General features: G+C 46.1%; 21 protein-coding genes. 10 read left to right on the top strand and 11 right to left on the bottom strand.

What is annotated here, in order from left to right; all coding sequences use genetic code 11:
* Positions 1–109: 109 nt before the first annotated feature.
* On the top strand, positions 110–1360 hold the full coding sequence (gene trpB / locus NDI33_RS22520; protein WP_190675455.1) for a tryptophan synthase subunit beta: 1251 nt from the start codon (positions 110–112) through the stop codon (positions 1358–1360).
* Positions 1361–1563: 203 nt separating this feature from the next.
* Here trpB and dnaB read toward each other — a convergent pair whose 3' ends face one another.
* From dnaB to gloB, 3 genes are all read right to left on the bottom strand, one after another.
* A complete protein-coding gene (gene dnaB, locus NDI33_RS22515) occupies positions 1564–2940 on the bottom strand; it encodes a replicative DNA helicase (RefSeq protein ID WP_190675487.1) in 1377 nt (458 codons plus the stop codon).
* 151 nt (positions 2941–3091) lie between these two features.
* Complete coding sequence (gene rplI, locus NDI33_RS22510; protein WP_190428532.1) at positions 3092–3550, bottom strand: 50S ribosomal protein L9; 459 nt, start codon at positions 3548–3550, stop codon at positions 3092–3094.
* A gap of 134 nt (positions 3551–3684) precedes the next feature.
* Positions 3685–4458 carry a hydroxyacylglutathione hydrolase gene (gene gloB / locus NDI33_RS22505; RefSeq protein ID WP_190527236.1) on the bottom strand — a complete coding sequence of 258 codons (774 nt, stop codon included), beginning with the start codon at positions 4456–4458 and terminating at the stop codon, positions 3685–3687.
* Between the two features lie 171 nt (positions 4459–4629).
* Between gloB and NDI33_RS22500 the strand changes: the two genes are divergently transcribed.
* The 3 genes from NDI33_RS22500 to NDI33_RS22490 all read left to right on the top strand — a co-directional run bounded on the left by NDI33_RS22500 (position 4630) and on the right by NDI33_RS22490 (position 8354).
* Positions 4630–4836: a hypothetical protein gene (locus NDI33_RS22500; protein WP_190675453.1), complete on the top strand. Its 207-nt coding sequence runs from the start codon at positions 4630–4632 to the stop codon at positions 4834–4836.
* Positions 4837–5080: 244 nt separating this feature from the next.
* A complete protein-coding gene (locus tag NDI33_RS22495; protein ID WP_347275890.1) occupies positions 5081–6292 on the top strand; it encodes a glycosyltransferase in 1212 nt (403 codons plus the stop codon).
* A 43-nt stretch (positions 6293–6335) separates the two neighbouring features.
* On the top strand, positions 6336–8354 hold the full coding sequence (locus tag NDI33_RS22490) for an ABC transporter ATP-binding protein (protein WP_190675451.1): 2019 nt from the start codon (positions 6336–6338) through the stop codon (positions 8352–8354).
* A 327-nt stretch (positions 8355–8681) separates the two neighbouring features.
* Here NDI33_RS22490 and NDI33_RS22485 read toward each other — a convergent pair whose 3' ends face one another.
* The 4 genes from NDI33_RS22485 to NDI33_RS22470 all read right to left on the bottom strand — a co-directional run bounded on the left by NDI33_RS22485 (position 8682) and on the right by NDI33_RS22470 (position 13035).
* Complete coding sequence (locus NDI33_RS22485) at positions 8682–9680, bottom strand: glycosyltransferase (RefSeq protein WP_190675449.1); 999 nt, start codon at positions 9678–9680, stop codon at positions 8682–8684.
* A 161-nt stretch (positions 9681–9841) separates the two neighbouring features.
* Entirely contained in the window at positions 9842–10912 is a 1071-nt protein-coding gene (locus tag NDI33_RS22480; RefSeq protein WP_190675447.1) for a hypothetical protein, read from the bottom strand.
* 49 nt (positions 10913–10961) lie between these two features.
* Positions 10962–12017, bottom strand: coding sequence for a hypothetical protein (locus NDI33_RS22475; RefSeq protein ID WP_190675445.1), 1056 nt, complete (start codon positions 12015–12017; stop codon positions 10962–10964).
* Positions 12018–12093: 76 nt separating this feature from the next.
* Positions 12094–13035 (bottom strand): glycosyltransferase family A protein, encoded by a 942-nt coding sequence (locus NDI33_RS22470; protein WP_190411265.1) that lies wholly within the window; start codon positions 13033–13035, stop codon positions 12094–12096.
* Between the two features lie 86 nt (positions 13036–13121).
* On the opposite strand from NDI33_RS22470, the gene NDI33_RS22465 reads away from it, so the two are divergent.
* The gene (locus NDI33_RS22465) at positions 13122–14126 is read left to right on the top strand and encodes an Npun_R2821/Npun_R2822 family protein (RefSeq protein ID WP_190675443.1); all 1005 of its coding nucleotides are present in this window, start codon (positions 13122–13124) and stop codon (positions 14124–14126) included.
* A gap of 10 nt (positions 14127–14136) precedes the next feature.
* Positions 14137–15030: an Npun_R2821/Npun_R2822 family protein gene (locus NDI33_RS22460; RefSeq protein ID WP_190675441.1), complete on the top strand. Its 894-nt coding sequence runs from the start codon at positions 14137–14139 to the stop codon at positions 15028–15030.
* A 192-nt stretch (positions 15031–15222) separates the two neighbouring features.
* Here NDI33_RS22460 and NDI33_RS22455 read toward each other — a convergent pair whose 3' ends face one another.
* From NDI33_RS22455 to NDI33_RS22440, 4 genes are all read right to left on the bottom strand, one after another.
* On the bottom strand, positions 15223–15858 hold the full coding sequence (locus NDI33_RS22455) for a TenA family protein (RefSeq protein WP_190675439.1): 636 nt from the start codon (positions 15856–15858) through the stop codon (positions 15223–15225).
* Positions 15859–15907: 49 nt separating this feature from the next.
* Positions 15908–16672, bottom strand: coding sequence for a pentapeptide repeat-containing protein (locus NDI33_RS22450; RefSeq protein WP_190675437.1), 765 nt, complete (start codon positions 16670–16672; stop codon positions 15908–15910).
* 65 nt (positions 16673–16737) lie between these two features.
* Positions 16738–16932: a hypothetical protein gene (locus tag NDI33_RS22445; protein WP_190411270.1), complete on the bottom strand. Its 195-nt coding sequence runs from the start codon at positions 16930–16932 to the stop codon at positions 16738–16740.
* A gap of 209 nt (positions 16933–17141) precedes the next feature.
* A complete protein-coding gene (locus tag NDI33_RS22440; protein WP_190675434.1) occupies positions 17142–18233 on the bottom strand; it encodes an alpha-hydroxy acid oxidase in 1092 nt (363 codons plus the stop codon).
* Between the two features lie 101 nt (positions 18234–18334).
* Here NDI33_RS22440 and NDI33_RS22435 point away from each other — a divergent pair, with 101 nt between their 5' ends.
* From NDI33_RS22435 to glgA, 4 genes are all read left to right on the top strand, one after another.
* On the top strand, positions 18335–18760 hold the full coding sequence (locus NDI33_RS22435) for a lysozyme inhibitor LprI family protein (protein ID WP_190675432.1): 426 nt from the start codon (positions 18335–18337) through the stop codon (positions 18758–18760).
* A gap of 177 nt (positions 18761–18937) precedes the next feature.
* A complete protein-coding gene (locus NDI33_RS22430; protein ID WP_190675430.1) occupies positions 18938–21625 on the top strand; it encodes a tetratricopeptide repeat protein in 2688 nt (895 codons plus the stop codon).
* A gap of 222 nt (positions 21626–21847) precedes the next feature.
* Complete coding sequence (hemC, locus tag NDI33_RS22425) at positions 21848–22819, top strand: hydroxymethylbilane synthase (protein WP_190411275.1); 972 nt, start codon at positions 21848–21850, stop codon at positions 22817–22819.
* A gap of 84 nt (positions 22820–22903) precedes the next feature.
* Complete coding sequence (gene glgA, locus NDI33_RS22420) at positions 22904–24328, top strand: glycogen synthase GlgA (protein ID WP_190411276.1); 1425 nt, start codon at positions 22904–22906, stop codon at positions 24326–24328.
* Positions 24329–24886 lie beyond the last annotated feature (558 nt).

Raw genomic sequence — 24886 nt, 5'->3', positions numbered from 1 at the left:
AGTCCTACTCTATCTCCGAGACACCAGAACCTTCCAGCCCAGTAATTTTGTTTTGGATAAACTCATCGAAACTATAATGAAGTTTGTGTTGTAATTCCCACAATTTGCTGTGACACGTACTCCCATTTCTCCGGATTCCCAAGAAACTGCTAACGCTTCTGCACAACAACCCGACGCATTAGGGCGATTTGGACGATTTGGCGGCAAGTACGTGCCGGAAACGTTGATGCCAGCGCTGAGTGAGTTGGAAGCGGCTTTTCAGAAATACCGAGCTGAACCCGCTTTCCAGCAAGAACTTCAAGGATTGCTGCGGGATTATGTAGGTCGCCCCAGCCCCCTTTATTTTGCCGAACGTTTGACAGCTCACTATGCAAAGCCAGATGGTACGGGGCCACAAATTTATCTGAAGCGGGAAGATTTGAACCATACGGGTGCCCACAAAATCAACAATGCTTTGGCTCAGGTATTGTTGGCAAAGCGAATGGGCAAGCAGCGGATTATTGCAGAAACGGGTGCCGGACAGCATGGCGTCGCTACAGCTACGGTTTGCGCTCGATTTGGTCTGGATTGCGTCATTTATATGGGCGTCCAGGATATGGAACGGCAATCCCTGAATGTGTTCCGGATGCGGCTGATGGGGGCAGAGGTGCGCCCTGTGGCGGCGGGAACCGGAACGCTTAAAGATGCCACGTCGGAAGCCATTCGGGATTGGGTAACGAATGTAGAAACGACTCACTACATCTTAGGTTCGGTTGCAGGCCCTCACCCTTATCCCATGTTGGTGCGCGACTTCCATGCAGTAATTGGTCAGGAAACTCGCGCTCAAGCGATGGAGAAATGGGGCGGTTTGCCGGATATTCTCCTAGCTTGCGTCGGTGGTGGCTCAAATGCGATGGGACTCTTCTACGAGTTTGTGAAAGACCCATCAGTCCGGCTGATTGGAATTGAGGCGGCTGGTGAGGGTGTTGATACCGAGAAACACGCTGCCACGCTTACTAAGGGACGGGTGGGAGTTTTGCACGGGGCGATGAGCTATTTGCTGCAAGATGAGGATGGTCAAGTGGTGGAGGCGCATTCTATCAGTGCTGGTCTAGATTATCCCGGCGTTGGCCCGGAGCATAGTTATCTCAAGGATGAAGGTCGGGCTGAATACTACAGCGTGACTGACCAAGAGGCTTTGGTAGCGTTTCGGCAGTTGTCGCAGCTAGAGGGAATTATTCCAGCGTTGGAAACGTCTCACGCGATCGCTTACCTGGATATTCTCTGCCCTCAGCTGACTGGCAATCCCCGCATTGTCATCAACTGCTCTGGACGCGGGGATAAGGATGTGCAAACCGTTGCTAAAGTCCTGTCTCTTTAAAAGCGATTAACTTTCTTTCCAATTCGATCATGGCTCAAGAGTAGTGAGTAATCTTTACCCACTACTCTTAACTTGTTATGAAACAAGGTGAACTAGACTGATTGAAATCACCTTGCCTCACCTAAAAGCGGAGACGGCTTTTAGGTGACGTGGCGAGTGTATACATCACGCTCAACTGAGAACCCCTATCGTGAGTTCCATCCTCAGCGATTGGAAGAAGCCAGATTACGAAAGCGTGTAAATTGCGGATCGAATAATAGCCTTACAGTCCCTACTGGGCCATTGCGATGTTTTGCAATAATAATCTCTGCAATGCCTCGGTCAGGCGTGTCATTGTTATAGTATTCATCCCGATAAAGCATGATGATTAAGTCAGCATCTTGCTCAATACTTCCACTTTCACGTAAATCTGACATCATCGGGCGCTTATTGTTACGGGCTTCGACGCCGCGACTGAGCTGGGATAAGGCAATAATCGGGACGTTGAGTTCGCGGGCTAAACCTTTGAGACTTCGCGTCATTTTCGACAATTCTTGCACCCGATTGTCACTGGCTCCTTCCATTAATTGCAAGTAATCTAAGAGAATTAATCCCAATTCTCCATGCTGTTCTGCCTGGAGACGACGAGCTTGCGATCGCATCTGCATCACCGTCATATTGGGCGTGTCGTCAATGTAGATTGGCATCTCCGAGAGGGTGCCGAGGGCGTGCGAGAGTGGTTCCCACTCATTTTGACTAATTCGCCCAGCCCGCAGGCGGTTACTTTCAATTCCTGCCTCGCTAGCCAGCATTCGCTGCACCAGCTGTTCTTTGGACATTTCCAGACTAAAAACAGCGACTGGCAATTTATGAAATTCAGCGATATTTCGAGCAATATTCAAACAGATAGCCGTTTTCCCCATAGACGGCCTTCCCGCCACGATAATCAAGTCAGAACGCTGAAAACCACCAGTCATCGCGTCCAGGTCATAGAAGCCACAGGGAAGACCGGGGAGGGCGAGATCCTGATGGCGGATTTCAATATCCTGAAACGTATTGATTAAGGTGTCGGAAATCGGTACCAAACCTTGCTGAGGGCGATCCTGGGTGAGGCTGAAAACTTTCTGTTCCGCCTGGTCGAGAATCGTTGCCAGCTCCGTAGCTGTCTCATAACCCAACTGAGAAATCTCGCCGCCTGCCTGAATTAGCTTGCGGCGCAGGTACTTATCCATCACCAGTGCCGCATACTGGTCGATGTTGACGGCGGACACGGTGCGATCTACCAGTTGGGCTAACTTACTCTGTCCGCCCACTTTGTCAAGTTCGCTCCTGTCATACAGCCAAGTAGTGACACTCATCAAATCTGTGGGTTTGCCTTGACTGCTTAAGGCAAGGGCGGCGCGATAGATTGCCTTGTGAGCGTTAATTGAAAATGCGTCTGGCAGGAGGATATCGGCAACCCGACCGATGGCTTCCGGATCTAGTAAAATACCTCCCAAAATACTTTCTTCGGCCTCAATGTTTTGGGGGGGTAAGCGATTCGCCAAGGACGACATCGCTTCGTTACCGTTTTTGCCTTGGAAATTTAGTTCGTTAGCCATAACAAGGCCGTTCTCAGAAAGATTCAGACCATGACTATGATAACGGGGGTTAAGCGATCGCACTCCTGCTTCACTCAACCCCCTTCCTTGGCAGGAAAATATCGGTCAAACCGTTGTAGCGGCGACTCAATTTTTCAGGCAGGCACTCCGATTAGCTGGGCACAACCTGAATTTGCACAACTGCACTAACTTCAGGGTGTAGCTTGATCTCTGCCTTGTAGGTGCCCGTCTCACCAATATCGGGAAGACTGATCGTCCGGCGATCGATTTCCTTCCCAGTGGCTTGGAGAATGGCTGTCACCACTTCTGCACTCGTGACGGTACCGAAAATGGCATTTTCTTCACCCACCTGCTTGGCGATGGTGTAGCTGCCCACAGCTTCTATGGCAGTCTTCAGCTCAAGGCTCTGCTGTTTTTCTTCCAACAGGCGCACCCGCTCTTTTTCTTTGCGCCGTTCGACTTGCTTGAGCAAGCCAGCAGTGGCAGGGATTCCCAGTTTTTGGGGAATTAGATAATTGCGAGCATAGCCGGGAGCGACTTCAACCAAGTCACCGCTTTTTCCTAGCTTGCTGACATCTTGATTCAAAACTAATTGCACGCGCTTCGCCATAGTTTTTTTTCTGCTACAGACAAAAGAAAATTAATCGTGGGGTAGAACACTCCATACTACGAAAATATGTTGAGCGATCGCAATATAAAATCTGAATTCAGCGAATGCCTATCTGTTTGCCGGGGTACAGAATCCTAAAACCGATCTTTCATCCCCCGCAGCCGAGCAAAAGCCTGCACTGGATCTTGGCTGTTCGCTGCTGATTGCAGCGTCGGAGTGTCCCAGCGTAAAAATGGATTCGTGCGCTTTTCTACTCCTAGCTTCGATGGCACCGTTGCCTCCAAACGACTGCGGGCGTCTTTGACCTCAGCATAGCGGGATTGTAAATCTGGATTTTCCCCATCGACGGTGAGAGCAAATTGGAGGTTTTTCAGGGTGTATTCATGAGCGCACCAAACGCGGGTAGTATCCGGTAAAGCCCTGAGCTTGCTCAAGCTTGAGACCATCTGAGTGGGTGAACCTTCAAACAGCCTGCCACAGCCACCGGCAAACAAGGTGTCACCACAAAATAAATCGCCCGTTTCCTCAGCAGTTGCTGGCGGGAAGTAGTAAGCAATGTGGGCGCGGGTATGTCCGGGAACAAAGAAAACTTCGCCACTTCTACCGGCAAACTCGACGCGATCGCCCTCCTGCAAAAACACCTGTTGCCCAGGAATTCTCCCTTTATCCTCAGCCCCCCCATACACGCAGACATCCGGAAAGCGTTGCATCAGCTGCCGATTTCCGCCCACATGATCGCTATGATGGTGAGTATTGAAAATTGCTACCAACTGCACGTCAATTTCTTGCAAGCGTTGCAGTACCGGCTGAGCTTCAGCGGGGTCTACAACCGCTGCTATCTTCTGAGTCGGGTCATGCAGCAAAAAGATGTAGTTGTCAGAAAGTACCGGAATTCGGTCAACCTGCATTTACCACTGCCTCTGTAAGGGAGTGTCCCAATGGGACAAGACTTTATCATTTCTTAACATTATTCTTACAGAAACTTTAGACAAATGCCAACGAACGGCAAACAGATAATCTTAAATAGACAGTAGACACCACCAAATAATCGGCGAAAATTGAGGAGTCACTAACCACCTATGGCATGGACACGAGAACGCCAGTCAAACTTACAGATTCAACAAATGGTAGACCGTATCCTGTCAGCCGGTCAGTTGACCCGAAGCGAGTATCTGCATCTGACAACGGCTATTCTTTCTGATTACCTAGTGACAGACGAAGAACGTCGTCAGCTTAATCGCATCTTTGACAATATCCAAACGAGTCATCTAAAGTTTGTTGACTAGACCTTCTTCAATTCTTTTTTAGCAGATGGGAATGCCGAACAGACACCGAACCCTACTAGCTGATTTACTTACCATTGTTTTATCTTACATACATTTATTCCAGTCTCTTGATATTTTAACTTCACCCATTATACTGATAAAGAATGAAGTCAGTCTCTAGAAAGGATTAAATTGGTTATTTCAGCTAGAGTGTACTATTACTCGCTTATTCTATGTTCAACTATCTAAATTTAACTAGAAATTTGTGGATTTACAGCAAAACAAAAAAATAAAAATTTCATTGATTGTAAGCGATCTATCCGCTAGTGGTGCAGGAAGATGGGGAGGGGCTGTTCGTACGTTTTTGCTATATGAAGCCTTAAAGAAACTTAACCATGAAGTAAAAATTTTTGGTTTTGTTTTTGGTGAAGAATCACTAGAAGTCGCTCAATCGAACATACCAATTGTTGCTATTCCTTGCGCTTATCATTCAGGTTTTATAAAAGCCGCTCAAAAACTCATAAAACAAATTGATGGAGATATTATATACGCCGTAAAACTGAAACCTACAAGTTTCGGATTATCTATCATTAAGAAAATAACAGCTCGTTGTCCTGTTATTTTAGATATAGATGACTGGGAACTCAGTTGGCATGGAGGCGAGCAATGGAAATATCGTCCCAGTTTAAAGCAATTTTATAGAGATACTTTGAAGCCTGATGGGGCATTAAGATATCCAGATCACCCTCTTTATTTGAAGTGGATGGAAAGCTTGGTATCCTATGCCGATACGATTACATTACACACTCAATTCTTGAAAGCTCGCTTTGGAGGTGTATATTTACCGAATGGTAAAGATACTACTCTTTTCGATCCTAGCCAATTCGATTCTGAAGCAAGTAGAATCCGTTATGGTCTCACAGGCTACCGTATTTTAATGTTTCCAGGAGCGCCACGACCGTACAAAGGTCTTGAAGATGTCTTAGCAGCACTAGACCGGCTGAATCAGCCAGACCTTAGACTCGTAATTGTTGGGGGAAGTCCCTACGATGCCTACGATAATCAATTAATGCAACAGTGGGAGCGTTGGATTATCAAACTACCAAAATATCCAGTTTCAGAAATGCCTGCTGTGGTAGCCGCTGCCCATATTGTGGTTGTTCCCCAACGAGATACCCCTGCCGCACAGGCTCAGTTCCCGCTCAAATTAACAGATGGAATGGCAATGGCAAAGCCAATTCTGTCTACTTACGTTGGCGATATTCCAGAAATTCTAGGCGGCACAGGTTATCTGGTTGCTCCTGAATCTCCAGAAGAAATTGCTGAAAAAATCCAATGGATATTCGAGCATTTAGATGAAGCAAATCAGCAGGGTATAAAAGCAAGAGAAAGATGTATATCCCACTATAGTACCGAGACAATGGCATCTATACTATCTGATGTGATTAAAGATTTGCAACTAGCTGGAAAAGTTTAGACTATCAATCAAGTGAAGCTCGCTTCGTAGCAGAAGAGAAAGTATGTTTTCAAACTCTAATAAGTTACTTCTACAATTTGCGTTACGGTATCCCGTCTTAGTCATAGCGACGGTTATTCTGGGCTTCTCCGGCGCTCTATTTAATGGAGTCAGTACAACCTTAATTGTGCCGGTAGTGCTGGACTTTTTAGGGCAGAATCAGCTGAATTTAACCGGAGGCCCCCCCCTGATTCGGAGAATGCTATCCGTGTTTGACGGTTTTACTGGAGAAAACCGTCTCATCGCAATGACTGCGGCAGTATTACTAGCCATTATTCTAAAAAATGTGACTAGCTATATAAGCTCTCTAGTCGGTAGCTACTTATCTAAATCCTTGGTCAACGATATTCGTAAAGAAGGAATTCAGCTATTATTAGATGTCGATCTTGAATATTTTGGAAAGACGAAAGTTGGAGATATCATCAATCGGTTAGGACAAGAAGTTAGTCGTACTGCTGGTTCAATTCGCGTTTTAATACGGCTATTTATCACAGCAGTCACAATTTTAGTATTTGTTTGGATATTGTTACTAATTTCTTGGCAACTGACCTTAGCATCTACAGTTTTATTGATTTTAGTAACACTGCCAAATCAATTTTATATCCAGCGCTCTAAAAAATTTGGGAAGGCAGTATCAAGAGCATCAAAAGCTTATTCTAGTGCCCAACTTGAAGTTTTGACTGGGATTCGGCTTATCAAAAGTGTTAGCAATGAAGAGCGGGAATTCCAGCGACTAAACGAACTGATCAAGGAACGCGAACAAGCGGAATTACAATCGCAAGCGAACTCGGCAGCGATTGCGCCTATCAACGAAGTATCGGGAATTATTGTTGTATTAGCAATTGTATTGTTAGGTCGTGCTTTATTTTTACAGCAGTTGGAGTCGCTCTCGGCAGTACTGCTGACTTATCTAGTTGTCCTGTTCCGATTACTGCCTTTCGTGGGTCAGTTAAACAGTGCGAGGGGCGAATTTGCCAACTCTGCCCCCAGCGTTGAAGTGGTGACAGATTTCTTGCGCCGGGATAACAAGCCATTAATGGTAAATGGTGGCGTTCCTTACACCGGATTTAAAGAGGAAATTCGTTTTGAGGGCGTGTCTTTTGCCTATCCGGGGAATGAGGATTTAATTCTAAACAAGATAGATTTAGGGATTCCTAAAGGAAAAACTCTTGCTTTAGTAGGAGCATCCGGGGCAGGCAAGTCAACGCTGGTCGATTTGCTACCCAGATTTTACGATCCGACAGAGGGTCGGATCACGATAGATGGAAGAGATATGAAGGAATTTGACATGCACTCACTGAGAAAAGCGATGGGCATTGTCAGCCAAGATACGTTCCTATTTAACGATTCCGTCCGCAATAATATCGCCTATGCATGGGAGAAATTGAGTGAGGAAGAGGTAATTGCAGCGGCTAAACGAGCCAACGCCTACGAATTCATTGTGAACTTACCTCAAGGCTTTGATACAACCATTGGGGATCGAGGAGTTCTCCTATCGGGAGGACAACGACAACGGATTGCGATCGCTCGCGCACTGTTACGCAACCCAGAAATCTTGATTTTAGATGAAGCCACCAGTGCTTTGGATACGGTTTCAGAGCGTTTGGTACAACAGGCGATTGATGAACTTTGCCGCGATCGCACAACAGTTGTCATTGCTCACCGCCTTTCCACCGTGCAAAAAGCCGATCAAATTGCTGTAATGGAAAAAGGTCGTGTTGTGGAACTCGGTACTCATGCGGAACTTTTAAAGAAAAACGGCTACTATACCCGTCTGTACTCAATGCAGTTCTCTGAAACAACTCAAAATGTCATTAAAGCCGCCGTTAATGAAGCTTTAGTCAAAACTTCTTACGAAGTTCGGTCTCGTCTGAACCCCATGATTGGTTTTCTGAAGCTAGTGGTTGATGACTTGGTAGACAGTACAGAAGAGTCACGCGAATTAACCGAAGAAGCTTACGAGTCAGCAATTCGCCTGCTCAGAACTTTAGAATTTCTCGAAGATAGCTCTAAGATGAAATAAAAATTATCTATTGTTATTCTTCAAAACATTAATGCACTTACGCTTTTCAACTTTTGCAAGAATCTAAAAGTTCTTGTACTTTATCTTTGATTTTAAAAGCGTCTTTTCCAAATTTACAATAGGGGATTTGATAAGTCCAAGTTTGGTAAAATAATTCATTCTTGTGATATGTATGTGTTCCCTAAAAAGATATGAAGAATGTTAAATGAACACAAAGAATATGTCTATGTAAACGATTTGTAGCGCTCAGACGATGCTGCTTAAATTGATAAACCCCTGAGTTTTGTTGTAATTTCGATTGATTTAAATAAATAAGTTTTTAAGTTTTTAGTTTTTTTTACTTCCTGATGCAAGTAGTTGTATGCGATGTTGCACGCTGTTTATTTTGATAGATAAGGAACGGCGCTGCAAAAATGTTTGTCGGCTCCAAGTTGATGCCGTACACCAGCGTTCATAGGCTGGAACGGCTACATCTGTGAGGAAGTTGCGCCATTGTATAACTAGCCTCACCGGTTGTGTTTTCTCAGCACGGACTCGACCGTTTTCCATCATGGCACGCCGCAACTCTTTGTCGTCACGAAGGCGCTGGAGAGCAGCGATCGCATCCTCAAGGGAAGGTACTTCCAAATAGTCTAGTTCGCTTTGGCGCTCTGCTCGGAATGCAAAATCTGTCCCTAGAATTGCCGGTACACCAGCACACCAGGCGTTAATCAACTTCGTGGCAGGTTTCCAGGTGTAATCTTGGCGATCAAAGCTACGCACAGCTACGACTACATCGACATCACTGTAGTCGTTCCAGCGCTCAGACTTCACTATCTGCCAACTCAAACCTAAAGCCTTCAGATGCTCCTGCCAGGATGGCTTCTTTAGTTCAGATGCTAAGTTATACGTAATACCAAAGTAGGCAGCATTCTCAAATCGATCTCCTCGTGCAGGATCGCGAGGAATTAACCCTGGTTGCGACCAAAGTGGAATGTAGGAACTATCTTTGAAGGTCGATTCTTCTTGAGGGTTTTGCACAACATGAAGCTGTGCATAGGGATGTCGCTCGTAGTCTGCCTTCAGACAAACCATCAGCAATTTTGCTTGTGGCTGTAAAGCAAAGGGGAAAGATCGCCGATGTGCTAATACGATTCCCTCAGTAGGCATGGTTCCTGTTAGTTCACACGGAAAGCCATCTGCTTTGAGGCGAAGGTAAGTTTGTAGCGTCCAACAGTATATACCTTGTCCAAAACCTTGCCAGTAAGTATCGGCACTCTTTGGCATATCCTCAACCCAGTCAGATTGGGGAAGGTAAAAATATATTGGCGGTAATTTATCAGCCATAACGGTATGAACAGGAGCAGGCGTTAGTAGGCAATTTAGGCATATAAAATCTGCAATCAAAAAGCTGCTTTTGTTGCCTTGCCTAGAAGTTTGTTAAATTGACAGTAAATAGTGCTGCTTTGCACCACTAAGTGTTACTGAGTGTTGTCGTTATTCTCAATTTAACGGGAATTCCAAGCTCCTCTAACCCGCAACACGAGGGATTTTACGGGACGAGACACCTGCGATCGCGCAATTCGGATACGATGCCGTAAATCTTTCGTTTCGACAGCTAGGTAGCGGCGCTTCAGAAATGTTTGCCGGGTCAAACTCGATGCCGTACACCAGCGTTCGTAGGCTGGGACAGCTATCTCTGTTAAAAAGCTGCGCCACCGTTCTACCAATCTTTCTGCCTTTGTTTCCTCAGCACGGACTCGACCATTTTCAATCATGGCATGACGCAATTCTTTGTCATCGCGCAGGCGTTTGAGAGCAGCGATCGCATCCTCAAGAGAAGCTACTTCCAAATAGTCTAGTTTGCTCTTGCGCTCGGCGCGGAATGCCGAATCAGTACCCATAATTGCGGGTACACCAGCGTGCCATGCGTTATATAGCTTCGTTGCTGGTTTCCAACTGTAATCGCCATGACGGTTAAAGTTGCGAACGGCTAGTATTGCGTCGATTTCACTGTAATCGCTCCAGCGATCGCGACTATTGACGATTTCCCATCGCAAACCTAGATCCTTGAGTTGTTCCTGCCATTCCGGCTCTCGCAATTCTCGTGCTAAATTTTCCTCACGACCCACATAGGCAACATTCTCAAAGCGATCGCCCCTCCAGGGATTGCGGGGAATTAACCCTGGCTGAGGCCAGTACGGCATAAAGTAGCTTTCCCAAAGCTTCACCGAACGTACTACCATTTCCTCTTGCGGATTTTGCACAATATGAATCTGTGCATAGGGATGTTGCGCTCGGTCTGCCTGAATGCAAACAATCAGCACCTTCGATCCTGGTTGTAGGCTTTGTGGAAGAAAGTCCCAATGCGCCACGACAATTCCCTCTGTCGGCAGGGTTCCTACCAATTCGCACGGAAAATTATCAGCTTTGAGGCGCAGATAAGTTTGCAATGTCCAGTTGTACATTCCGCGTTTTGCATCCAACCATTGCCAGTAAGTATCAATCGTTTCCGGTATGTCGCCGGGCCAATCGCTTTGGGGAATGTAAAAATAAATCGGTAGTAGCTTATCAGTCATAAGAGTGTATAGAAAACCATCCGTTATTCAGGGAATCGGCAGGCAAATCTTAAATCGTTCTGATTTTGTGTGAGAGGTTGCTTAGGCGAATGCGAACTCCCTGTGTTTGAATCGCTAAGTCACGGCGTGTTAAAAATACTTTCCTGGTCGAATTTGAAGCCGTACACCAGCGGTCGTAAGCTGGAATTGCTATGTCTGTTAAAAAGGTGCGCCACTGTCTGACGAGCTGATCGGGTTGTAGTTCCTCCGCACGGAGCTTACTATTTTCAACCATTGCACGACGCAACTCTTTGTCATCGCGAAGACGTTTCAGTGCCAACATCACTTCATCAACAGAACCCGCTTCTAGATAGTCGAGTTCGCTTTTGCGCTCCAATCGGTACCCAGACTCGCATCGTCCTAGAATTGCAGGTACACCAGCAATCCAGGCGTTGTAAAGCTTTGAAGCCGGTTTCCAGTAGTAATCATTTTTACGATTAAAGCTGCGGACAGCCACGATTGCATCAATCTCACTGTAGTCGTTCCATTGAATCGGGTTTCTGACCACCTGAAAGTGCAAACCTAAGGCATTCATCTGCTCCTGCCATGACGGTTGCCTCAGCTCAACCACCAAATTTTCTTTACGACCCAGATAGGCAACATTCTCAAAGCGATCGCCTCGTGCTGGATCTCGCGGGATCAACCCTGGTTGAGGCCAATGCGGAATGTAATATTTTTCTCCGGGAAACAGATATTTATCCCCAACATGTACGTGTGGATAAAGCATTTCCTGGCGATTTTGGACAACATGAAGCTGTGCGTAACGGTGTTTCCCTTTATCTCCACAAACAACCACTAATATTAGTTTTGGCCCCGGTCGCAGATCGTTTGGTACAGTACTTGTCCACGCAACAACAATACCCTCAGCAGGTAGTTTCCCGGCAATTTCGCAGGGAAAACCATCAGCTTTCAGCCGAAGATAGGTTTGTAATATCCAGTTGTACGTGCCAGTGCATTTACCACTTTTATAAACTTCTTGATAAGTTTCAGGATTCACCGGAATGTTGCTATCAGGCCAGTCCGATTCGGGAAGATAAAAATAAATCGTTGGAAGCTGTTCAGCCATGAGGGATGGAGATAAGCATGGATAACTACGGTAAATCTTGAAAATCAAGCAATACAAGAAATCTTCAAACGCTCTGTCAAAGCCAATGTTTCAACTGAAGGTCATAATGACCGGCTTGTTCCGGAGGATACCACCCTGTTTCAACCTTCTCGATTATTTTAGGTAAAGCTTCAATAAATTCTGAACCCCGGTCTTTTGGATGAACCGTCCAGGCTTTCGGAGAATCGAGAACCCCTCGGACATACTGCGTCGCCTCCAGTTGGTTCGATACCATCACTTCCCAAGAATCCAAAGCCCCTTTACCAGCGATATTGTTCAATATCGTTTGTAACCTCACTGGCAACCGATTGGCAATCTTTTGCCGATAAGGACGCCACAGCACTGGTAATGGAAGTAACTTGTCGAAACGCTTCTTGTCAATTAAGTAAATGCGACTGCTGAAAAACTTAAATGTGTAGAAACCATGCGGGTTCCGCTCATAGGGCACCCGTTGATACATATTACCATCCTCTGTCGGTGGCCCAGTCAGCGGTCTGATTGCCATCACTTCCGGGTGTTGTTGCATCAACTTCATCCCCTCTTCTACCCAGCTATAATCGGGTTGCTGATGGAGCAGCATATCGCTGTCATAGTGAAGCATATAGTCACCTTGGGCTTCTTCAATGTGAAAAATCGTGCCCAAAATGGGATAGCCCTTATAGTTATGTGTATACCGGATGCGGCTGCCAAAATGTTTGCGATATACTCGGTCGTGATAGGCTCCGGAGTAGTCAATATCGACTACTTTATCTACCACACCATCGCGCAGTAAGCGATCGCAGCGCTCCCGTAACTGTTCTAGAGTACCGATGCCTGGACGCCCGACTTTGTCCCCCGTTAGCGGTGCCGTATCTACAGCCAACACCCGTTCGCTAAACTTGAATTTACTCATCTTCACTAGATGAGGAATGGTGTGCATCATGAACGGCAGATCGGTTCGCGCTACCAAAATCCACAGTGAACAGCTAGCAATTGACATTAATTCTGCCTTTGTGTTTTAGACATCAGGAAGCTCCTAAAAAGATTTTAATGTATTATTCAAATTAACCTGCTGAGGATTTTTATATGACAGACGGCATCTATACACTAGCGAATGATGTAGTCTACGACCAACTCGTTGCTCTATTAAATAGCATAGAAGCCAATGTCGGTAAAGAAATCCCAGTCTGCGTTATTGCCTATGATAATCGAGTAGATCGAGTTCGCGCGGAAATCGCTAATCGGGAAAATGTAACCTTGCTGGATGATGTTAACTTGTTTGCTCGTTGGGAAGATTTTTCTAAACGGGTATGGGCAGCTCATCCAACTGCTTTAAAGACTTGGCAAGAACAAGGAATACCCGGTGTTAATCGTATAGGCATGAATCGGCGATACTGCGCCTTTGATGCGGATAGCCCTTTTGAAAGGTTTATCTACTTAGATGCCGATATCGTAGTCATGGATTCCTTAAAAATTATATTTGATAAATTAAATGAGAATGATTTTGTAGTTTATGATTTTCAGTATAAATCCCCCAATCATATCTTTAATCTCCAGTCACCAAAATTATTAGAAGTTGTTGATAAAAACCGGCTTAGCACAGAGATATTTTGTGCCGGAATGTACGCCGGGAAGCGAGGGTTATTTCCCCAGGAACAAAGAGATTGGTTAGTATCCAAGCTTGAGGAAGGCGAGGCAGAAATTTTATTTATGCCAGCGCCTAACCAATCAGTTCTTAACTATATGACGATGAGAGGCGAGATTCCAGTTTATAACTTGGCGCTGCATTTACCTGACGACAAAAAGACTGGAAACGCGGTTACTTCTCCCCATTTTGAAGCTAGGGATAATATTCTGTACGATCGAGGCAAACGACTAACCTATCTACACTATATTGGGCTGTCATCAAAATTGTTTTCTCGGATTAGTGAGGGAGAAAATATTGATTTTCCCTATCGGGATATTTTCTTGTATTATCGCTATCTTCACGAACCAGAGAAGCGCCCCAAGTTTACAACCAAACCGACACCTTACAATCAGGCTCCAAGTTTAGCCAAAAGAGTTTTAAAGAAAATTGGATTCACCAGTTGAGGATATTTGAATGAGTCGTGGTATCTATATTCTTGCTAACGATCGCGTAATTGATAATGCGATCGCGCTATTGAATAGCATTCGTGCTTATGATGCTGATAGTCCGATTGTGATGATTCCCTATAACAATCAGTATCAAGCGATCGCTGATATTATTACGAATTCTTATGGGGTAAAAATATACGAAGATTTACAGTTATTAGAAAAGATAGATGATTTAGTCAAGCAGACCTGTGGTGACAACCTTTTAGATAGACCCAATTTGCTTCGCAAGTTAGCCTGTTGGTTTGGTCCTTTCGATGAATTTCTATATATTGATACTGATATCGTTGTATTTGAAAAAATCATAGAAAATCTTAATTATCTTGCAAATAATGATTTTATCTGCTGCGATTATCAATACACAGGAGGCATCAAACAAGTTTTTACACCCAAAATTACAGAAATTTTCACTGAAGACGAATTGAAAGATGTTTTCAATAGTGGTTTCTGGGGTTCTAAGAAAAACCTAATTACTCAACAAGACTTGCAAGATACTTTTGAGTTCTGTGCATCTCATCCTGAATATTTTTATGTTTTGAACTCCGACCAAACGATTCTTAATTATCTCGTATTAAAGCGAATGTCTCGACGATTTAATATTGTTCGAGAAAACGGGAAGGGGCCTGGAAATTGGGCAGGAAGCCCGCATTTTAAGCAGGAAGGCTATAAATTAGTCGATCCAAAAGTTAACCAACCTCTGAAGTTTGTACACTGGGCGGGCGTCCGTTTAGAGCCAGGTGGTTCGTATTGGGATATTTGGGAACACTATCGTTATCTGAATGAACCTAAACCAGCTCAAGTAGCATTCACTCAGAAGAAAAAAAGCTTGTGGCAGCAAATCAAAGATAAAATCAAGGGATAAAAATAGAATTCTGCAATAATATTTAGAAACATCTTCTTAACCCGCACTGCTTTTCAACTCAGAACCTCGCCCCCAACCCCTCGACCTTCACGGAGAGGGGAGAGAATATTAAAGCCTTCTGGGTGAGCGGGAAGACACAGAGATAGGGTGAAACTGTACTGCATCCAATCGAGAATTGCTATCAATTGAAATCTAGATTTTTAAATCAATAGCCTCCCAGGCAGCTTGAAAAAAGTCTCGTTCGCACAACATCGCATAGCGGTAAGTTGATTTCAAAGATGCTGTGGTAGAGGCATAACGATCAGCCAGCTTTTCTAATTTCTGAGCTAGTTGCTCAAATTCCTCACTGCTATAAGTGCGAATCCAGTTAGTGTATTGATGGTCTTTTATTCCACTCTGAGCTATCTGCTGACCTAAGAAAGTATACAGACGCATACAGGGTGCCATTGCCACAGCAATTAGACCAACCTCCGAACTCCAAGCTGTTGCTAATAAAAAGTCCGTGTAGCGGCGTGTAGCGGCTCCCGGTTCTACTGCTTGCAGGTTGACTCCCCACTCATCTGCATAGCCTTGATGAAGGGAAAGTTCATCTAAAACGCCCCCAGCTAGGGAATGAAACGTATTAAATCCCTCCGCGTCGGGAGCTTTAGCAGCAGCAATGCTGTAGGCACGAGCGAAAGCTTCTAAGAAAAAGGCATCTTGTCCCACATAGTAAGCAAATCGCTGCTGGTGTAGCGTGCCGTCGGCAATGCCTTGGACAAAAGGATGCTTGAGGCAGGCTTGTGCTAAATCTTGATTTTCCTGCCACAAATCGCTGGATATCGTCATAAACTGACTCGTAAATACTGGGCAGGGATTTGAACCCACCCTAGCAGAATTAAAAAAGCAATCGGAGGAGTAAGCTCCCAATACCTCCTAGGAAATTCGCCAAATTTCCGCCGCTGCTACCCGCTTCCTGCAAAGGTGTTGTCAGCTCTTTAATGAAAACTTGGCTAGTCTGATAGCCTTGAATATTTCCCTGGATGGTAAAGAGTTCGGAAGCTTTCTGAGAATCCAGAACGGCTCCGGAGCGATCGCCCATTTGATAACGCGCCACTCCTCTGGCTAGATATGCGGGGGCAAAGTTGGGCTTAAGAGCCAGCGATTGGTTGAAATGATCGATTGCCCCTTGTTGGTCTCCTTTTTGACCCTCTGCTACACCCCATGCGTAGAAATCTTCAGGCGTGGCTGCGTAGCTAGGGATGCCAATAGCAGCCTGCAAGTTAGCACCATTGATGTTAGCACCCGCCAAATTTGCATTAACAAGAAAAGTTTCTCTCAGGTCAGCGCCTGCCAGGTTCGCACCTGTCAAGTTTGCACCGCTTAGATTGACGCCAAATAGAGAAGTCCCGCTCAGATTTGCACCTCTGAGGTCGGCTCCACTCAAGTTGGCACGACTAAGATTAGCACGGCTCAAATCAGCGCCAGTAAGATTAGCTCCTGATAAGTCAGCTAAAGCTAGACCCGCACCACTGAGGTTGCACTGCGAACACTGTTTAGTCGCTAATAACTGTCTAGTATGTTCGACGTTTTCAGCTTTTGCAGGAGCAGCAAGGGAAAGTGTCGTCAGCAGTGCTGCTGTTGCGGCGATTTGGGGTTTCATATCGAGTTGTGCAGCGGTAGCTCTCTATTTTCCCCAGCATAAACCATTCGGGAAAACATCAAGCTTTATCGTACAGAATTAGAACCGCTGCCATTCTCTGGAGTGTGAGTATTTGGGCGAGGTAAGAGGCTGATAATTTGCGATGCGGTTTCTTGCAAGTTGAGTTCTGATGCCATTTGAGGGGCAGTTGACCAGCTATGTCCCAAAAATACATTGAGAGAGAATGTTAGAGTCGCGGCTACCATTAGTTTTTCCAGCATCTCAAACTCCCCCCCACAGCAGATAAATTAGCGCATAAGATTCTGATACTACTAATATGAATAGTTTTTATCTAACATTAGGTGATTGACATGCCGGAGAAAATGTGATCGTATTTCCAGGACTGGGTGATCCTAGTCACATACAGCGAATTTACCGTCTTAAAGGCGCGATCGCATCTTCTCATCGGCAAGCGCAACACCAAGCATTCCTACAATCGCAGCACCAAACTGGAGTCAATATCTTGTAACTTGGCGCAGCCACTCAAAGCGATCGCTAAATCAAGTTCATCTCGCAAAAGCTCCAGTACGTGCCCGACACCCGCCTCTCCCCCTACCGCTAATCCCCACAACACGGGGCGTCCCAATAATACTGCTTTCGCCCCTAATGCCAGGGCTTTGAGGACATCAGTGCCGCGACGGATACCGCCATCCACCAGAACTTCTGCGGTGTCCCCCACAGCCGCAACCACCTCACTCAGAGCATCAATCGTAGCGATCGCTCCATCCAATTGTCTGCCCCCGTGATTAGAAACAATCACCGCTTTGGCTCCATGTTCCACCGCCCGAAGCGCATCGTCTCCCCGCAAAATCCCTTTTACCACCAAGGGCAAAGGCGACAGAGATTGCACCCATTCCAAATCCTTCCAAGTTAGCGCTGGGTTTAGCTGCTCTAAAAAATAGGCAAATAAACCCGATTCGCCGGGTTTATAGGAAATCTCTAAATCTGTCAACGTGGCTAAATTAGCCAGTTCCATCCCCGATGGCAAAACAAACTGATTTCGCGTATCTCGCTCTCGCTTACCCAGCAGAGGCGCATCAACTGTCAGACACAGCGCTTGGAAACCGGCAGCATAGGCGCGTTCTACCAAAGCACGGGTAAGGGCGCGATCGCGATGCACGTACAACTGAAACCACTGCGGTGTCTGATTCGCGACGCTGGCAACTTCTTCTATACTTTTGGTTGCTAAGGTACTCAATACCATCGCGATCCCCATTTTTGCCGCAGCTTTGGCAGTAGCAATTTCACCGTCTGGATGCGCCAAACACTGAAACGCCATTGGTGCGATGAGAATTGGCAGTTGTAGAGATTGACCGAGGATCGTGGTACTTAAATCCCGCTGGCTGACATCTACCAGCATCCGAGGACGGAGTTTGTAGCGTTCAAAGGCTGCTCGATTATCCCGCAGCGTGATTTCGTCCCAAGCACCGCTAGCGTAGTAATCCAACGCCATCTGAGATAGATGCTCGTTGGCTAGCCTTTCGTACTCAAATAGATTGATAGGTCTAACAGGAGTCGTCATTTGCCAATGCTAGCCAATGCTCATCAAGAGCGATCGCATTTCACTTTTTTGCTATGACCTTTTTGCTATGTTATTGGCTGCACGCAATTCAAGATTTAACGATGAACAAATTATTACCCGCAATTGTAGGTGTGGCAGCTTTGCTCAGTTTAGGTACTGCGGCAGTGACAAATGCAAATGCAACACCAGATGTATCACGAATCCGCGTAGCTCAACGACCTAACTGCAATAATCCTCAGACTCAAGGAGAAATGAACGCTTGTGCTGGAATAGATTACCAAAATGCAGATAAAAAGTTGAACCAGGTATACAAACAACTCCTACCAAGATTGCAAAGCTCGCGGCGACAGAAATTAATTTCAGCGCAGCAAGCTTGGATCAAGTTTAGAGATGCTAGTTGTACTTATGAAAGAACTGAATTTGCAGGCGGAACAATGGAACCGATGGTTTACAGTAATTGCCTTGCAGCGGTAACACAACAACGTACAGCACAATTAGAGCAATATCTAAGCAACGCCGATAAGTAAAGCGAGAATGCGATCGCACTACTGAAATGAAATCGGTGAAGAATGCGATCGCGGTATCTTAACTCTATTCTGCAACGCCCCTAGCGACCAATTAGATTTTTGCATAACTCCGGTTTAGATAAAGATATAGATGAAGGAGCGACCGAATCTACCAACCAGTAGCTGGAGGACTTGCCAATGCACTACCGCCTCAAATCTATCAGCCTTGCCACTGCTACTCTACTGCTTTCGCTGACATCTCTCCTTTTTCCGCTTACCTTGAAGTTTGAACCCCTAGTAGTTCAGGCGCAAACGACCCAAGACAGAAAAGCTGAAGCCCTGCGACTGTACCAAGAAGGTGTTCGGCAGTTCAATAAAAGTCAGTTTTTAGAAGCGCTAGAGACGTTTCAACAGGTTTTAACTATCGTGAGAGCAAACGAGAGGCTTTCACTCGAAGGGGCAACTCTCAACTATATGGGGTTAGTTTACAAATTTCTGGGACAGTATGACAAAGCGCTGGATTTCTATCAGCAAGCTTTAGCTATTCACCAACAAGTTGGTAACGAGATGGCGCAAGGGATAACTCTTGGTAATATTGGGTTTGTTTACCAAAGTTTGGGAGAGTATGCTAAAGCGCTGGAGTTCTTTCAGCAAACCTTATCAATAGCTAAAGAAGTTGGTGATAATGGGGAGATTGGGTATGCTCTGGGCAATATTGGAGAATTTTATCAGAATTTAGGACAGTATGCCAAAGCTCTAGAGTTCTATCAGCAAGCTGTAACCATTCACCAACAAGTTCGTAATAAAGCAGCGCAAGGGGTAACTCTCGGCAATATTGGGCAAGTTTATCAAAGCCTAGGACAGTATGCCAAAGCTCTAGAGTGCTATCAAAAAGCTGTAATCCTTCATCAACAAGTTCGCAACAAAGTAGCGAAAGGGGAGACTCTCAACGACATTGGAAAAGTTTATCAAAGCCTGGGAAAGTATGCCAAAGCGCTGGAATTCTATCAGCAAGCTTTAGCCATTGCCAAAGAAGTCAGCAACAAGGCGGGGGAAGGGAGAACTTTCAGCAATATTGGCTTTGTTTATCAAAGTTTAGAACAGTACCCCAAAGCCTTGGAGTTCTACCAGCAAGCTTTAACCATTGCCAAACAAGTCGGCGACAAGGCAGGGGAAGGAACAGCCCTCAGCAATATTGGTTACTCGCTAGAGAAACAGAACCAGCCAGAGTTAGCGATTGTCTTTTACAAGCAATCCGTTAATGTTACTGAGGCAGTTCGTCAAGATTTACGAGTACTGCCAAAAGAGCAACAGCAATCGTATACAGAAACTGTTGCACGCACCTACCGCACTCTCGCTGACCTCCTCCTCAAACAAGACCGAGTCCTCGAAGCGCAACGAGTTCTCGACCTGCTCAAAGTCCAAGAACTTGAAGATTACCTTCGTAACATTCGCGGCACTAACAATACTGCTCAAGGATTGCCAAATCTCCCACCTGAACAACAGACATGGACAAGTTATCAGACGATTCTCAGCAAAGCGGTGGAAATTGGCAAAGAACTCACCCAACTGCGACAGCTCAAACAAAAAAACGGCACGCTCACTCCTGCACAAGAGGAGCGTATCGCCCAACTGGTGAAAGCTCAAGAAACAATTGTCGAAGATTTCAACAACTTCACCAAGAGTCCCGAAGTCCTAGCACTGGTAACACAGCGAAGTCCCGCAACTTTATCTCAGGATTTGCTGTTGCGGATGGGAGACTTTAACGCCTTACAAGATAACCTCAAGAATCTGCAACAGAAAGCAGTCCTCCTCTACCCCTTAATTCTCGACGATCGCATCGAACTCATCCTCACCACGCCCGACTCTCCCCCCATTCGCCGCATGGTCTCTGTTCCCAAAAAACAACTCAACGAGACAATTGCAGCATTTCGCAGTGCTTTGCAAAACCCCACATCCGACGCCAAAACCCCCGCACAACAACTCTACAACTGGCTGATTCAACCCCTAGAAGCAGAACTCAAAGCCGCAGACGCCAAAACGATTATCTACGCCCCCGATGCTCAGCTGCGTTACGTTCCCCTAGCCGCTTTGTACGACGGCAATCAATGGTTAGTCCAACGCTACCGCATCAATAATATTACCGCCGCTTCCCTCACTGAACTCAACACCCAACCGCAACGGCAAATGCAAGTCTTAGCAGGGGCCTTTGCCACGGGACGTTACAGCTTTACTGTTGGCGGAGAATTCTTTGACTTTTCGGGATTGCCCTTTGCTGGAGTTGAGGTGGAGAATTTAGCCAAGACTGTTCCGGCTACAACCCAATTCATCGATAAAGCTTTCACTCCCCAAGTCACCGTTCCCAAAATGGACGACTACACCGTCGTGCATCTAGCGACTCATGCCGCGTTTGTCGTAGGGAAACCGGATGATTCTTTTATTCTCTTTGGAAATGGAGAACGTATTACCCTGCGAGACATCCAAAAGTGGAGCCTCAAGAACGTGGATTTAGTCGTCCTTTCTGCCTGTGAAACCGGATTGGGCGGAAAACTGGGGAATGGTGAAGAGATTCTCGGCTTAGGCTACCAGATGCAGAGAGCAGGGGCAAGGGCTGCGATCGCGTCTTTGTGGACAGTTGATGATGGCGGGACTCAAGCCTTAATGAATGCCTTCTATGCAACTCTCAAAAAGGGCAACACTACAAAAGCTGAAGCCCTGCGTCAGGCACAAACTGCTCTGATTAGTAGCGACTATACAGCTTTGGATCAAAAGCGCGGGGGCATTGTCATCGAACGTATTGGCAATACTTCATCACCAGATGCGATCGCTCGCCTGAGCCACCCTTATTATTGGGCACCGTTCATCTTGATTGGCAATGGCTTGTAGCCTGTAAATTCGATGACTCTTGAAGAACGCGATCGCTCTATCAATGATGCTGTCGCTGCTAGACATCAATCAACGATGACTGGCTTACTTCCAGCACACGGGAGAATTTATATTACTTAACCTATCTTGAGAGCGTTGGCATCAAACTCCAGGCTTATTACAGCCACGGCTGCGGTAGTCTAGAACAGGTGACTTTATTTGCTGTGTTCAGGCGATCGCTTTATGTCTCCTACAGTTTCTAGTCCGGCTCGTACTATCCGCATCGGTTCTCGCAAAAGCCAACTCGCACTCGTTCAGACTTACTGGGTGCAAGAACAACTCCAGAAACACTTTCCCGAATGTACCTTTGAAGTCCACACGATGGCGACTCAAGGGGACAAAATTCTAGATGTTGCCTTAGCCAAGATTGGCGATAAGGGACTCTTTACGAAAGAACTCGAACTGGGAATGCTCAACCAAGAGACAGACTTTGCCGTGCATTCCCTGAAGGATTTGCCCACCAACTTGCCAGAAGGATTGGTTTTAGGATGCGTTAGCGAACGGGAAAATCCGGCAGACGCGCTTGTCGTGCATGAAAAGCACAAAGATAAGCAACTGGAAACCCTGCCAGAAGGGGCTGTAATTGGAACCTCTTCCCTGCGGCGACTGGCACAGCTGCGCCACCACTATCCTCACCTATCTTTTAAAGATATTCGGGGTAACCTAAACACCCGACTCGCAAAACTAGATACAGGTGAATACGACGGAATTATTTTGGCAGTAGCAGGATTGCACCGCCTGGGAATGAGCGATCGCATTCATCAAGTGATTGCCCCTGAAGTATCCCTCCATGCCGTCGGACAAGGTGCTTTAGGCATCGAGTGCCGTGCTGGTGACACCGAAATTTTGGAATTACTCAAGGTACTAGAGCATCAACCCACTGCTCAACGCTGCTACGCCGAAAGAGCCTTTTTACGGAACCTAGAAGGTGGCTGCCAGGTGCCAATCGGGGTGAATACTCAGATTGACGGCGATACACTCACCTTAACGGGCATGGTTGCCAGTTTAGATGGCAAGCGGATGATTAAAGATACCGTTAGCGGTGCTGCCAGCGATGCCGAACAAATCGGAATTCAGCTTGCCCATCGGTTACGGGAACAGGGAGCTTCGGCAATTTTAGAAGAGATTTTTACCGAAGTCGGACGCGGTCATTAATCCAAAATCAAACTCCAAAATCGGGTAGGCGATCCCCTGACTCGGTATGATGTAACCAAAATATTTCAGGAAACGCCAGCAATAATGCGAATTCTGTTTGTTGCAGCTGAAGCAGCGCCCATCGCCAAAGTGGGTGGGATGGGTGATGTCGTTGGTGCCTTACCAAAAATTCTGCGAAAAATGGGGCATGATGTACGAATCTTCATGCCCTACTACGGTATGCTGCCCGACAAAATGGAGATTCCCAAAGACCCTGTTTGGTCGGGTTCTGCCATGTTCCAGTCGTTCTCAGTTTATGAAACCGTTCTACCTGGAACCGATGTGCCACTGTACCTATTTGGTCATCCGGCTTTCATGCCACGTCGCATCTATTCTGGGGACGATGAAGACTGGCGGTTCACGCTGTTTGCTAACGGTGCAGCAGAGTTTTGCTGGAATTACTGGAAGCCGCAAATTATCCATTGCCACGACTGGCACACCGGGATGATTCCGGTGTGGATGAACCAAGATCCCGATATTACCACCGTCTTCACGATTCATAATCTGGCTTATCAAGGGCCTTGGCGTTGGTATTTAGAGAAAATTACTTGGTGTCCTTGGTATATGCAAGGACACAACACAATGGCAGCAGCGGTGCAGTTTGCAAACAAGGTGAACACCGTTTCCCCCACCTACGCCCAGCAAATTCAAACCCCCGCTTATGGCGAAACGTTGGAAGGTTTGCTGTCTTTCATTAGCGGAAAGTTATCCGGTATTGTTAACGGCATCGATACGGAGGTTTACGACCCCGCCACTGACAAATACATTACTCAGACCTTCACAATTGATACTCTTGAGAAACGTCAAGCCAACAAAATTGCACTGCAAGAAGAAGTCGGCTTAGAAGTTAACAAAAATGCCTTTGTGATTGGCATGGTAACGCGACTGGTGGAGCAGAAAGGCATCGATCTTGTGATTCAAATGCTCGATCGCTTTATGGCGTATACCGATGCTCAGTTTGTCCTGCTGGGTACAGGCGATCGCTATTACGAAACCCAGATGTGGCAAATGGCTTCCCGCTACCCAGGTCGCATGGCAAACTACTTACTCTATAACGATGCTCTCTCCAGACGCATCTATGCGGGTAGCGATGCTTTCCTCATGCCTAGCCGCTTTGAACCTTGCGGCATTAGCCAAATGCTGGCGATGCGTTACGGCTGCGTGCCGATTGTCCGTCGCACGGGTGGCTTAGTCGATACCGTTTCTTTCCACGATCCAGTGAACCACGCTGGTACGGGGTACTCCTTCGACCGTTATGAACCCCTAGACCTTTACACCTGTATGGTTCGGGCATGGGAAGCTTTCCGCTTCAAACCGCAATGGCAGGAGTTGCAGAAGCGGGGTATGCAGATGGACTTCAGTTGGGACACATCCGCGAAGGAGTATGTCAAACTGTACAACTCCATTTACGGCATCACTGAGGAAGAACCAGCCCAGCCTGAGATGCAGTCAGAGTTAGTAAACACTTAGTCATAAAACGCACTTCGGTTAAAAGCCCCCTGCTTGCAGGGGGCTTTTTGTTAGCTAGGGTGCGTTAGCGATCGCTAACGCTGTCAAACTTGGTGGCAAAGTTTCAAAACCTTGTGAGTGCATAGGATGCGCTCATTGTCAGCGTAAGGTACTCGCCCTAAAATCCAGGCATAAGTTAAGGTTATTGGCAATAATCCTTTAATTACGGACAATAAAAACGCTACAAGCACCATAATCCTCGGGGTTAGACCTTGTTCTAGCTAGCTTGCGATCGGTTATATATATTTTTTATATAAAGTACAGTTTCCGTACTACTGATAAATTCTTTGTAACTTTTTTGCAAACGCAACTAGCGACCACAAGACAAGCCTACAAATAAAGCAAGTTTTTACTGCATTTCAGCCTTTTCTCCGAAAGATGTCAGTAATATCGCGGATCTCAATCGGTATTAACGACGGCTAGGATTTAGCAGACCAGTTTTATGAAGTTTTGATGAAGCTTCCTAAAACTGCACAGCAGGGTCATCTCTAGCGTTCTTGTCGTTTACCAACGAAGTAA

Origin of the sequence: Trichocoleus sp. DQ-A1 (assembly GCF_039961955.1) — a bacterium.
Lineage (GTDB): Bacteria > Cyanobacteriota > Cyanobacteriia > Cyanobacteriales > FACHB-T130 > FACHB-T130.
Note: the sequence above shows the minus strand (reverse complement) of the source record. Positions and strands in the feature narration are given on the sequence as shown.